This is a genomic window from Paraburkholderia eburnea, from assembly GCF_002917095.1.
In the GTDB taxonomy this organism is placed as follows: Bacteria; Pseudomonadota; Gammaproteobacteria; order Burkholderiales; family Burkholderiaceae; genus Paraburkholderia; species Paraburkholderia eburnea.
The window spans coordinates 66,612-78,954 of sequence record NZ_PQGA01000023.1 but is presented as its reverse complement, the minus strand read 5'-3'; the positions used below and the strand labels follow the sequence as shown (position 1 = coordinate 78,954).

Below are 12,343 nucleotides of genomic sequence, written 5' to 3'. Positions count from 1 at the left end.
TTTCCGGAGCGGCCGGGCGCGCTGATGCGCTTTCTTTCGTCGATGGCGCCGAACTGGAATATCAGCCTGTTCCACTACCGCAACCAGGGCGCGGATTACAGTTCGATTCTGGTGGGCATCCAGGTGCCCGCCGCGGAAGACGCCGAGTTCCGCCGCTTCCTCGCGACGCTCGGTTATCCGCATTGGGAAGAGACGCAGAATCCGGCTTATCGTTTGTTCCTCTCGTAACGAAGGTAAGGAAGGCCCACGACCGTGTCCGTTTCGCTCTCCGACAAACTGGTGGTCGCGATCTCGTCGCGCGCGCTGTTCGATTTCGAGGATGAGAACCGCGTCTACGAGACCGGCGACCTGCGCAGCTACGAGGCGCTGCAGCGCGAGCGCCTGAATCTGCCCGCGCGGCCCGGCGTCGCGTTCGCGCTGATCCGCAAGCTGCTCGCGCTCAATAACGACGCGCATCACGTGGAAGTGGTGATCCTCTCGCGCAGCGATCCCATCAGCGGCCTGCGCGCGTTCAGTTCGTGCCGCGAGCATCAGCTCGATATCCAGCGCGGCGTCTTCACGCGCGGACGCGAGCCGTGGCACTACCTCAAGCCGCTCAACGCGTCGCTCTTTCTGTCCGCCAATCCCGAGGACGTGCGCGGCGCGCTCGACGCGGGCTTTCCGGCCGCGCGCGTGTTTCCGCGAGACGACCAGAATCCGGCGACTTCGGCGACAATAGCGCAACGCAACGCGCACGAGATTCGCATCGCGTTCGACGGCGATGCGGTGCTGTTTTCCGACGAAGCCGAGCAGATTTTCCAGCGTGACGGTCTGTCCGCCTTCGTGAGCCACGAGCGCGACAACCGCGAACTGCCGCTTGCGCAAGGCCCGCTCAAGCCGCTGCTCGCCGCGTTGAACCGGCTGCAAAAGCTCGCGGACGCCAATGCGCAAATGCGCATCCGCACAGCGCTCGTAACCGCGCGCTCGGCGCCGGCGCACGAGCGCGCAATCCGCACGCTGATGGCCTGGGACATCGAAATCGACGAAGCGATGTTCCTGGGCGGACTCGACAAAGGCCCGTTCCTGCGCGAGTTCGAACCCGATTTTTTCTTCGACGACCAGATCCGCCACTGCGAATCGGCCCGCTCGGTCACGGCGACCGGGCATGTGGCAAGCGGCGTGGCCAATCCCGTGGACGCCATGCGCGCAGCGCGCGCGGCTCTCACGAACGACGCATCAACCGAAACCAGCGCATCATGACTCCCGAACAATCTCCGCTCGGCAAGGCGTCGAGCTACACCGAGCAATACGACGCGAAACTGCTGTTCCCGATCCCGCGCATTGGCGCGCGCGAACAGATCGGCATCGGCGCGCAACTGCCCTTCTTCGGCACCGATATCTGGAACGCCTACGAGCTTTCATGGCTGACGCCGCGCGGCAAGCCGCAGATCGCCATCGCGACGTTCTTCATTCCCGCCGATTCGCCCAATATCGTCGAATCGAAGTCGTTCAAGCTTTATCTCGGTTCGTTCGCGCAGACCGCGTTCGGCTCTGCCGATGAAGTGCGCGACGTCCTCAAGCGCGATGTGTCGGCGGCGTGCGGCGCGTCGGTGTCGGTGAAGCTCGACCAGCCGGGCGCGTTCGGCAAGATTGCGTTCGAGGAATTCGACGGCCTGTCGCTCGACCGGCTCGACCTCGACGCCGACGCCTATCACCCGGACCCCACACTGCTGAAGGCCGCCGTCGACGAAGCGCCGGTCGAAGAAACGCTCGTGTCGAACCTGCTCAAGTCGAACTGCCCGGTGACGGGCCAGCCCGACTGGGGCAGCGTGCAGATCCATTACGTCGGGCCGCAGATCGACCAGGCGGGCCTGTTGCGCTACATCATCTCGTACCGCAATCACACGGGCTTCCACGAGCAATGCGCCGAGCGCATCTTCATGGACATCCTGCGCGAGTGCAAACCCGACCGGCTCGCGGTCTACGCGCGCTACACACGACGCGGCGGACTCGACATCAATCCGTTCCGCACCAACTTCAACATGCCGATGCCGGATAACGCGCGCCTTGCGCGTCAATAAACGGTAGTTAGCGGATTTAGCATGAAAAAAGCGCCGGTTTTGCCGGCGCTTTTGCTTTGTGCTGAATCGCTGCGCTTAGACGCGCCTATTGCGGCAACTCCGCCGCGCCCATGCGGCGCCCGATGATCGCCGTGCGCTGGGCGAGATACGCCGAGTTGCGATGATCGTCGAAGTACTTGGGACGCGGCAGCATCACCGCCAGCCGCGCCGACTGCCCCGCCGTGAGTTTCGTCGCGTTCGTTCTGTAGTAATGCTGCGCGGCGGCCTGCGCGCCATAGATGCCGTTGCCCCACTCCACCGAATTCAGATAGATCTCGAAGATGCGCTCCTTGTCGAGCAGCGTCTCCAGCATCCAGGTGATGATCAGTTCCTGGCCCTTGCGGATATAGCTCTTCTCGCGCGACAGGAACAGGTTGCGCGCGAGTTGCTGCGTGATCGTCGAGCCGCCGCGCACGATATGGCCGCGCTTCTTGTTGCGCTCCCACGCCTGCAGGATGGCGTCGGTTTCGTAGCCGTTGTTGTTGACGAAGTCGGCGTCCTCGGACGCGATGATCGCGCGCTTGAGATTGCGCGAAATCTGGTCGTACGGCACCCATTGGTGCTGGATGTCCAGACCGGGCCGGTCGGCGGCAAGGTGCGCGGCGTCGGAACGCATGAACGCCGTGCTTTGCGGATCGACGTAGTTCCACGCGGCGATCTGCGCGAAATAGAACAGTTGCAGCGCGAGCCACGAGACCACGGACACCGAAGCCGCATAAACCAGCCAGCGCAGCACGCCGGGCCGCTTCGCGGGCGGCTTGCCGCGTGGCGCTGCGGCACGCTGGGCGAAGCCGCGCACGTACTCGCCTGCGCTTTGCGGTCCCGCGTCTCTGCGCATGGCGTCGCGCTCCCGCTGGCTCAGACCTGCGCGGCCAGCTGCGCGCGCAAGTCCGCGAGCACGGGCGCGCCGTCCGGACGCACGCCGCGCCAGACGAAGAACGACTCGGCGGCCTGCTCGACCAGCATGCCCAGGCCATCCGATGCACGCGCGCCGAGCGATTCGGCGTGACGCATGAAAACGGTCGGCTCGGCGCCGTACATCATGTCGTAGGCGAGCGTGCCCGCACCGAACGCGCGGGCGTCGCACTCGGGCAGCGCGGCGTCCAGGCTGCCGGCCGTCGCGTTGACGATCACGTCATAGGGCCTGGGGTCAACCGCGTGCGGGCCGCCGCCATTGAGCAGACAACCGAACTCGCGCGCCGCGCCTTCGAATTGCGCGATCAACGCCTGCGCCTTCTGCGCGGTGCGATTGACGATGGTGATCTCAAGCGGGTTGCGTTCGAGCATCGGCAGCACGACGCCGCGCGCCGCGCCGCCCGCGCCGAGCAGCAGCACGCGCGCGCCCTTGAGCGGCACGCCCAGATTCACTTCGATGTCGCGAACGAGGCCGAAACCATCGGTGTTGTCGCCGAAAATGCCGTCTTCGTCGAAACGCAGCGTGTTGACCGCGCCCGCCGCCGCCGCGCGCGGCGACAGACGATGCGCGAGCGCATGGGCTTCGAGCTTGAACGGCACGGTCACGTTCAGGCCGCGGCCGCCCGCGGCGCGAAACGCCTGCACCTGCTCGACGAAACCGTCGAGCGGCGCGAGCAGGCGCTCGTATTCGACCGGCTCGCCCGTGGCGGCGGCGAATTGCGCGTGGATCGACGGCGACTTGCTGTGCGCGACCGGATTGCCGACTACGGCGTAGCGGTCGCGATGTTGCGGTCGATCGGCGCTCATTCGCGCGGCTCCGTGGCGTGCTGATCCGCGTGCTGTTCGGCTTGCTGGACTTCCTCGCCGCCTTCCTGCGCTTCGCCTTCGGCGTTCGCTTCTACGTCGGCGTCAGCTTCGGCTTGCGCTTCCGCTTCGCTTTGCGCGGACTCGTCGGCGGCTTCGATCAACTCTTCGTCTTCACCTGCTTCTTCCTCGGGCTGCTCGCCGCTCGTCACGACCGGCGCGTCGAGCACGCGCAGCATGCGCACCGACGCCTCGATCGTGAGTTCGTCGATCGACAACACTTCCATCATCAGGCGCGTGCCGCGCGCGTGCACGCCCAGCGCGGGCACGTGCATGAGCAGCGGCACCTCCTCGAAGCGCACCAGATCGTCCTTGACGACCGTGGCCGGGAATTCGCGGCGCGGCTCGCCGCTGTCACCGCGCATCTCCTGCTGGAGCCAGCGCAGGCACCAGAAGTACTCCATGCGGCGCTGATGATCGGCATAGGCCGTGTAGGTTTCGTCGAAGCCCTGCACGACGGCGAAGAGATCGGCGTCCTTGGGCTTGAACGGCGCGACCAGTTTGGCGGCGACGCCGTGCTCGACGCACGCGAGCAACTGCCACTGGTTCACGAGGTCGACGTAGCGGCGCAGCGGCGAGGTGCTCCACGCGTACTGCGCGACGCCCAGGCCTTCGTGCGGCGCGGCGTTGGTCTGCATACGCGTGCGCTTGGGGCCCGTGGGCGCGCCGAACGCACGCTGCGAGCGGTAAATGCCCGGCACGCCATGATCGTTGAGGAACGCGCCCCAGGTGGAGTTCGCGAGAATCGCCAGTTCGGCGACGATCATGTCGAGCGGCGAGCCTCGGCGGCGCGGCGTGATGTTGACGTGCTCGCCGTCCACGTAGAAGTTGTAGTCGGTGTTGCGCTGCACTTCGCGGCGCAGGCCATAGCCCGCGCGCGCCTGCTGGCGCTTTTCGAACAGCGCCTGCGCGAACGGCCACAGCACGGCGATGTCGTCCTTGTGCGGATAGTCGCCCGTGCCGGCGGCCAGCGTCTCTTCCGTGACGACTTCGTCCAGCGTGTTGTGGCGCAGGTTGCTCTTCACGAACACACGCTCGGCGCGCGTTTCGCTGGCGACGATTTCCTGCGTCTCGCGGTTCACGATACTGTAGAGCGACAACGCCGGGCGCATGCCGCCTTCCTTGAGCGTGAAGGCATCGACGAAATCATCGGGCAGCATGGTGATCTTGTCGCCTGGCATGTAGACCGTCGACAGACGCGTGCGCGCGACCGTGTCGGCCGTGTCGCCGCGCGCGATGCCCAGCGCCGGCGCCGCGATGTGGATGCCGATGCGCACGCGGCCATCGGCCAGATGCTCGATGGAGAACGCATCGTCGATTTCGGTCGTGGTGACGTCGTCGATCGAAAAAGCCTGCACGTGTTCGCCGGCGTCGGGCAGATCGTCGGGCAGCGCGCCCACTTCGACCGGCGGGAAGCCAGTGCCGTGCGGGAAGAATTCGGCCAGGAAGCGGGCTTCGTGCAGCGCGCGCGGCGACGAAATCCCGCCGCATTCGAGCATCAGGCGCGGCATCGAAATGCCCCGCGCGGCCGCGGCCGCTTCGAGCGCCTTGTATTCGATCGAATTCTTGTCCGGCCGGGTCAGCAGACCCAGCGCCTTGTCCTTGAGCGCCTCGGGCAGCTTGCCCGCCTTCATCTCTTCTTCGTAGCCCGCCTGCACGAGCGCCTGCTGGCGCTTGCGCTCAAGCGACGCGAGCGCCATTTTGAGTTGCTCTTCGGGCGCACGCTGATACTGGCCACGGCCCTTGCGGCGGAAATACACGGGCGAGCCGTGCAGGCGCAGCACGAGCGCGGCGCGCTCGACCGGGCCGTAAGTCGCGCCGAAATATTCGGTCGCGAGCGCCGTATAGGCGAATTCGTCGGCGGGCGCGCACTCCCACAGGAAATCGAGATCGATTTCCTGCGCGGCGGCGTCGGCCTGCTCCAGCAGCTCACCGGCGCCGGGCTTGTCGAATTCGATCAGCACGTCCTTGGCGCGCACCTTGGCGCGCCGGCCGCCCGGCAACTCGACCTGAAACGCGTCGCCCTGCTTCGACAGCACGCTGCCGGCCTTGAAACTGCCCGATTCCTCAAAGAAAACGTTCACTCAACACTCTCGTTCAGTCTTGCTATCACCGTCAGGCGCGGCGCGCCCGGGCGGTGCTGCTGTATACATATAGATGCTCGCGCACGGGGCGCGAACGGCGCGACGCCTGGGTTCTTCCCCTAAGCGGCGTCGCAGAATCGGATCACTTCATCGACGTAATCGGCAAATTCGCTGATGCCGTGGTCACTGCCTTCGATCAGGTGCGTCGCGACACCCGGATAGTGCGCCAGCATCTCGCGGTAATCGAGCACTTCGTCGCCGGTCGCCGCGAGCAGATAGTAGCGCTGCGGCTGGGTGATCCGCGCGACGGCCAGCGCACGCAACTCGGCGAGATGACGCGGCTCGACGACGATGCTGCCGCCGCCGTGCCAGAGCGGCTGCTCGCCCAGATACTTCGACAGATCGCGATCCGGCACGACCGCCGGATTCAGCAGCGCGGCATGCCAGCCGTGCTTTTCGGCCAGATGCGTGGCGAAATAGCCGCCCAGCGAACTGCCGATCAGCGCAATTTTTTCGCCTGGCCGGGCCTGCGCGGCGATGTCGTGTTCGACCTGCGCGATCGCCTCGGCGGGCGATACCGGCAGCGTCGGGCACAACCACTCGCCCGCGCGGCCCGCGTCGGTCAGACGCGCCGCCAGCAGGCGCGCCTTGAACGACTGCGGCGACGAGCGGAAACCGTGCAGATAGACGATCACGTCGCGCTCCGCGCCGCGAGCGCATCGAGCAGCTTCTGATGCACGCCGCCGAATCCGCCGTTGCTCATCACAAGCACCTGGTCGCCCGGACGCGCGGCGGCGGCCACGGCCTTCACCAGCGTGTCGAGGTCGTGATACGCGTGCGCCTTCTCGCCAAGCGGCGCGAGTGCGCCCGCCAGATCCCAGCCCAGCGCGTCCTTGCCGCCAGGCGCGCCGTAGCCGAACACGAGGTCGGCATCGGCGAGACTCTCGGGCAGTTGCGCCTTCATCACGCCCAGCTTCATCGTGTTCGAGCGCGGCTCCAGCACGGCGAGGATGCGCGTATTGGTGTTGCCCACGCGCGTGCGCAGGCCAGCGATGGTCGTCTCGATCGCCGTGGGATGGTGCGCGAAATCGTCATAGACGGTCACGCCGTCCACGCTGCCGCGCACTTCCATGCGGCGCTTCACATTGCGAAAGCCCGCCAGCGACGCCGCGGCCTGCGCGGGCGGCACGCCCACGCTGCGCGCGGCGGCGATCGCCGCCAGCGCATTCAGGCGGTTGTGCTCGCCCTGGATCTGCCAGTCGACCACGCCCACGCGCTCGCTGTTGTGATAGACGGCGAAGCGCTCGTCCACGGCCACGCCGTCTTCCGCGGGCAGCGCCTGCCAGCCGCCATCGACGCCGAAACGCTCGACATCGCTCCACACGCCGCGCGTCAGCACGCGCTCCAGCGCGTCGCTGCGGCCGTTCGAGACCACGCGGCCTACGCCCGGAATCGTGCGGATCAAATGATGGAACTGCGTCTCGATGGCAGCGAGATCGGGGAAAATATCGGCGTGATCGAATTCGAGATTGTTGAGCAGCGCCGTGCGCGGACGGTAATGGACGAACTTCGAACGCTTGTCGAAGAACGCCGTGTCGTACTCGTCGGCTTCGATCACGAAGAAGCTCGAATCGGTCAGCCGCGCCGAAATCCCGAAGTTCAGCGGCACGCCGCCGATCAGGAAGCCGGGATTCAGGCCCGCGTCTTCGAGCAGCCACGCCAGCATCGAACTCGTGGTGGTCTTGCCGTGCGTGCCCGCCACGGCGAGCACCCACTTGTCGCGCAGCACATGCTCGCCAAGCCACTGCGGACCCGACGTGTACGGCAGGCCGCGATTGAGGATCTCCTCCATCAGCGGGTTGCCGCGCGACACCACGTTGCCGATCACGTAGAGGTCGGGGTTCAGCCCGGTCTGGCTCGCGTCGTAGCCTTCGATCAGGCGGATACCCTGCGCTTCGAGCTGCGTGCTCATCGGCGGATATACGCCCGCGTCGCAGCCGGTGACCGTGTGGCCCGCACTGCGCGCGAGCACGGCGAGACCGCCCATGAACGTGCCGCAGATGCCGAGGATATGGATGTGCATAAGCCTGTCTCGCCGCGCGGGCGTCGTGAACGGGTTGATCGGTTTTTTGGGATGGGTGAAGCAGAACGGCGGCGCCTGGCCTGGTTCGCCGCCGGAGCAAAGGACAGTATTGTACCCGAGCCCTGTAGGCTTTTTCGCCGCGGCGGCCCTGGGCCGGCCGGTGGCCATGGTCACGAACCCGGCCCGGCCGGCGCGTGGCACGCCGCTGCGCGGCAGGCCGCCTGCGGGAGCGCCATGCGTTCTCTAGTATGATGGACGCATGATTCGCAGATCACATTTCGATCCCCAGCGCGTGCGCGAGGAAATCGCCATCGCGGCAGCAAGAATGATTGCCGAGGACGGCCTCGATTACGCCACCGCCAAGCGCAAGGCCGCGCGGCAGGTGGTGGGGGACACCCGTATCGAAGGCGTCTGGTTGCCCGACAATGATCAGATCGAGGAAGAAATCCGCGAATATCAGGCCCTTTTTCAGGGCGACAGCCAGCCGGCGGTGCTGCGGCGTCTGCGCGAGATCGCGCTCGACTGGATGACGAAGCTCGCGGCGTTCAACCCGTTCCTCACGGGCGCGGTGCTCAACGGCACGGCGGGCGAGCATTCGGACATCCATCTGCAGAGCTTCTGCGATAACGCCAAGGACGTCGCCATCTGGCTGCTGAACGCGAACGTGCAGTACGACGTCTCGGAAACGCGCCACTTTGCCGCGCGCGGCTATGTGGAGACGCTCAGCTTCATGTGGAAGCCCTCGCGTACCGAAGAGCCGGTCGGCATTCACATCGCGCTCTACAATACCGACGACCTGCGCGGCGCCGTACGTGCCGACGCACGCGGGCGTCTGCCGCGCGCGAATGCGCAGGCACTCCAGGCGCTGATCGACGAGAGCGGCGCCACCTCGACAACCTGACCCACCTGACTCTTATAGACAGCGCAGCAATGAACACAAAGCGGATTCTGGCCGGCGTCGCAGTCGCGGCGGTGGCAGCCTGCGGCGGCATTCTTGCAGGACACTTGGCGAGCGGCGGACATGAAGGTAGCGCCACTGGCATCACAAACGCGGACGCGGCAACGGTCGCCGGCAAGCAAAGCGCGGTGGACCAGCTCTGGTCGGCCGCCGTCACCAATCCGGACGGCAAGCCCCAGTCGCTCGCCATCTATAAAGGCCACCCGATCGTCGTGAACTTCTGGGCCTCGTGGTGCGGCCCGTGCGTCGAGGAAATGCCCGAGCTTTCCGCGCTGCATCGCGAGTACGCGAAGAAAGGCATCCAGTTCGTCGGCCTTGGCGTGGATTCGGCGGCCAACATCAAGACTTTCCTCGGCAAGGTCAAGGTCGATTACCCGATCTATATCGCCGGTTTCGGCGGCGCCGACGTCGCGCGCGCCTTCGGCAACAACGCCGGGGGCCTGCCTTACACGGTCGTAATCGACGCGAACGGCGCCGTTCGCGCGACAAAATTAGGCCAAATCAAACCGGACGAGTTGCGCCACACGCTTGACGCACTTTAACGCGCCCGAACAATTGAGCGGAACTTAACGGCCGTAGAGCACTTTTTACCGCTTTAATTGATGCAATTGGCTGAAGATCGACCTCGCCGCGCCTTACGGCGCGGTATCGGGGTCATATTGCCCGTCTGGAAAACTAGACAAATTTCTCTAATCGGCGCTAAAGTTCGCGCAATTCCACGGAAAAAGAAGCGACCATGACGCGACTGCTGGTTTTGCACGGACCCAACCTCAATCTTCTCGGCACCCGGGAACCGGAGGTCTATGGGCGCGTGACGCTGCCGCAGATCGATCAGGCGCTCGCCGACCGTGCCGCCGACGCCGGCGTGGAGCTTGCGACGTTCCAGAGCAACCACGAAGGCGCGCTGGTCGACCGCATCCAGGCGGCCCGCACGGAACAGACGGACTTCATTCTGATCAACCCGGCGGCCTACACGCACACCAGCGTGGCGATCCGGGACGCACTGGCAGGCGTGGGCATTCCGTTCGTCGAGATCCATCTCTCGAACGTGCATCGCCGCGAAGCCTTTCGGCATCACTCGTATTTTTCCGACCAGGCCGAAGGCGTCATCTGCGGCCTCGGCTGGAAGGGTTATCTCTACGCGCTCGAATACGCGCTCGACCGGCTCGCTGCCCGGTCGGCCGCCTGATTCCGGCGCCGGATGACCGACGCACTCTGAAAGACCACTCTTATCCCGTGCCGGGACGCGCGCGCCCCGGCACCTCACGTATTCAAGCAAAGGGGCTGCACCATGGATCTACGTAAGCTGAAGACTCTGATCGACCTCGTCTCCGAATCGGGCATCTCGGAACTCGAAGTCACCGAGGGCGAAGGCAAGGTGCGCATCGTCAAGAACGCGCCGCCGGTCTACGTACAACCGGGCGCAGCACAATTCGCGGCGCCGTTCGCCGGCGCCCCCGTGGCCGCCGCACCGGCCCACGCAGGCGAAGCCGCAGCGCCCGCCGCTGCCGCGCCGGCCGTGCCGCAAGGCCACGTCGTAACGTCGCCGATGGTCGGCACGTTCTACCGCGCACCGTCGCCGGGCGCCGATCCGTTCGTGCAGGTGGGCGACACGGTCAAGGAAGGCCAGACGCTGTGCATCATCGAAGCGATGAAGCTGCTCAACGAAATCGAGTCGGACGCCTCGGGCGTGGTCAAGGAAATCCTCGTCGAGAACGGCCAGGCGGTCGAATACGGCCAGCCGCTCTTCGTGGTCGCATAAGCCCGACCACCCGCAGAGCACGAGTGATCGCATGAGCGCGCCGGCGCTTCGCGCGACATCCGCGACATCCCTCAGGCGCCGCACCGCCCTCGCCGGTCGCGGCGCGCGCGGCCACCAGCGCCGCGCGCACCACCGGTCCTTCCTGGCGGCCCGCCTGCACGGCCATGCGGCGCCCATTGATGAGTCGAATACCCACCATGTTTGAAAAAATCCTCATTGCCAATCGTGGCGAAATCGCGCTGCGCATTCAGCGCGCGTGCCGCGAACTCGGCGTCAAGACGGTCGTCGTCTATTCGGAAGCCGACAAGGAAGCCAAGTACGTGAAGCTCGCGGACGAGGCGGTCTGCATCGGCCCGGCGCCTTCTAACCTGAGCTACCTGAACATGCCCGCGCTCATCAGCGCGGCGGAAGTCACCGACGCCGAGGCGATCCACCCCGGCTACGGCTTCCTGTCGGAGAACGCCGACTTCGCCGAGCGCGTCGAGCAATCGGGCTTCACCTTCATCGGTCCGCGTCCGGAAACGATCCGCATGATGGGCGACAAGGTCACGGCGAAGCAGACCATGATCAAGACCGGCGTGCCCTGCGTGCCGGGCTCGGAAGGCGCCCTGCCCGACGATCCGAAAGAAATCGTGAAGATCGCGCGCACCATCGGCTACCCGGTCATCATCAAGGCCTCGGGCGGCGGCGGCGGTCGCGGTATGCGCGTGGTGCACACGGAAGCCGCGCTCGTGAACGCGGTCAACATGACGCGCGAAGAAGCGGGCCGGGCCTTCGGCAACCCGCAGGTCTACATGGAGAAGTACCTCGAGAATCCGCGTCACATCGAGATCCAGGTGCTCTCCGACTCGTTCAAGAACGCCGTGTGGCTCGGCGAGCGTGACTGCTCGATGCAGCGCCGCCACCAGAAGGTGATCGAGGAAGCGCCGGCGCCGGGCATCGCGCGCCGCCTGCTCGACCGCATCGGCGACCGTTGCGCCGACGCCTGCAAGAAGATGGGCTATCTCGGCGCGGGCACGTTCGAATTCCTGTACGAAAACGGCGAGTTCTACTTCATCGAAATGAACACGCGCGTGCAGGTCGAGCACCCGGTCACCGAGCTGATCACCGGCATCGACATCGTGCAGGAACAGATCCGTATCGCCGCGGGCGAGAAGCTCGCATTCCGCCAGCGCGACATCCAGTTGAAGGGCCACTCGATCGAGTGCCGGATCAACGCGGAAGATCCGTTCAAGTTCACGCCGTCGCCGGGCCGTCTGACCTCCTGGCACATGCCGGGCGGCCCCGGCGTGCGCGTCGACTCGCATGCCTACAATGGCTATTTCGTGCCGCCGAACTATGATTCGATGATCGGCAAGCTGATCACCTACGGCGCGACGCGCGAACAGGCCATCCAGCGCATGCGTATCGCGCTCTCGGAAATGGTGGTCGAAGGCATCTCGACCAACATTCCGCTGCACCGCGAGCTGATGCTCGACGCCAAGTTTGTCGAAGGCGGCACGAGCATTCACTACCTGGAAAGCCGTCTGGCCGAACGTCAGGCCATGAACCAGGCGACGAAGAAGGACGAAGCGTAAT

The 12,343-nt window shown here is 65.7% G+C and carries 11 protein-coding genes and 2 pseudogenes; 8 read left to right on the top strand and 5 right to left on the bottom strand.

Translation table 11 applies throughout. From position 1 onward, the window contains the following. From B0G62_RS27165 to queF, 3 genes and pseudogenes are all read left to right on the top strand, one after another. A pseudogene (locus B0G62_RS27165) lies at positions 1-228 on the top strand (threonine ammonia-lyase, biosynthetic); the annotation flags it as partial. A gap of 24 nt (positions 229-252) precedes the next feature. Then, positions 253-1,167 (top strand): annotated as a pseudogene (locus B0G62_RS27160) (5'-nucleotidase); the annotation flags it as partial. 68 nt (positions 1,168-1,235) lie between these two features. Beyond that, positions 1,236-2,060: an NADPH-dependent 7-cyano-7-deazaguanine reductase QueF gene (gene queF, locus B0G62_RS27155; RefSeq protein ID WP_103707271.1), complete on the top strand. Its 825-nt coding sequence runs from the start codon at positions 1,236-1,238 to the stop codon at positions 2,058-2,060. An 85-nt stretch (positions 2,061-2,145) separates the two neighbouring features. Here the strand turns inward: queF and mtgA are convergent, their stop codons facing one another. The 5 genes from mtgA to mpl form a co-directional block, all read right to left on the bottom strand. Further along, a complete protein-coding gene (mtgA, locus tag B0G62_RS27150) occupies positions 2,146-2,937 on the bottom strand; it encodes a monofunctional biosynthetic peptidoglycan transglycosylase (RefSeq protein ID WP_103707270.1) in 792 nt (263 codons plus the stop codon). 20 nt (positions 2,938-2,957) lie between these two features. After that, positions 2,958-3,821 (bottom strand): shikimate dehydrogenase, encoded by an 864-nt coding sequence (gene aroE, locus B0G62_RS27145; protein ID WP_103707269.1) that lies wholly within the window; start codon positions 3,819-3,821, stop codon positions 2,958-2,960. Beyond that, positions 3,818-5,962, bottom strand: a complete 2,145-nt coding sequence (locus tag B0G62_RS27140; protein WP_103707268.1) for a ribonuclease catalytic domain-containing protein — start codon at positions 5,960-5,962, stop codon at positions 3,818-3,820. Before B0G62_RS27140 ends, aroE begins: the two co-directional genes overlap by 4 nt. 119 nt (positions 5,963-6,081) lie before the next feature. Further along, the gene (locus tag B0G62_RS27135) at positions 6,082-6,657 is read right to left on the bottom strand and encodes a YqiA/YcfP family alpha/beta fold hydrolase (protein WP_103707267.1); all 576 of its coding nucleotides are present in this window, start codon (positions 6,655-6,657) and stop codon (positions 6,082-6,084) included. Beyond that, a complete protein-coding gene (mpl, locus tag B0G62_RS27130) occupies positions 6,654-8,213 on the bottom strand; it encodes a UDP-N-acetylmuramate:L-alanyl-gamma-D-glutamyl-meso-diaminopimelate ligase (RefSeq protein WP_407671249.1) in 1,560 nt (519 codons plus the stop codon). The genes B0G62_RS27135 and mpl overlap by 4 nt, the downstream gene beginning before the upstream one ends. Positions 8,214-8,304: 91 nt before the next feature. On the opposite strand from mpl, the gene B0G62_RS27125 reads away from it, so the two are divergent. From B0G62_RS27125 to accC, 5 genes are all read left to right on the top strand, one after another. Further along, entirely contained in the window at positions 8,305-8,946 is a 642-nt protein-coding gene (locus B0G62_RS27125) for a UDP-N-acetylmuramate--alanine ligase (RefSeq protein ID WP_103707265.1), read from the top strand. Between the two features lie 29 nt (positions 8,947-8,975). Further along, the gene (locus B0G62_RS27120) at positions 8,976-9,545 is read left to right on the top strand and encodes a TlpA family protein disulfide reductase (RefSeq protein ID WP_103707264.1); all 570 of its coding nucleotides are present in this window, start codon (positions 8,976-8,978) and stop codon (positions 9,543-9,545) included. Positions 9,546-9,739: 194 nt separating this feature from the next. Then, positions 9,740-10,192: a type II 3-dehydroquinate dehydratase gene (gene aroQ / locus B0G62_RS27115; protein ID WP_103707263.1), complete on the top strand. Its 453-nt coding sequence runs from the start codon at positions 9,740-9,742 to the stop codon at positions 10,190-10,192. A 102-nt stretch (positions 10,193-10,294) separates the two neighbouring features. Beyond that, positions 10,295-10,765, top strand: a complete 471-nt coding sequence (gene accB, locus B0G62_RS27110) for an acetyl-CoA carboxylase biotin carboxyl carrier protein (protein WP_103707262.1) — start codon at positions 10,295-10,297, stop codon at positions 10,763-10,765. Between the two features lie 197 nt (positions 10,766-10,962). Next, complete coding sequence (accC, locus tag B0G62_RS27105; protein ID WP_103707261.1) at positions 10,963-12,342, top strand: acetyl-CoA carboxylase biotin carboxylase subunit; 1,380 nt, start codon at positions 10,963-10,965, stop codon at positions 12,340-12,342. Position 12,343: the final 1 nt, after the last annotated feature.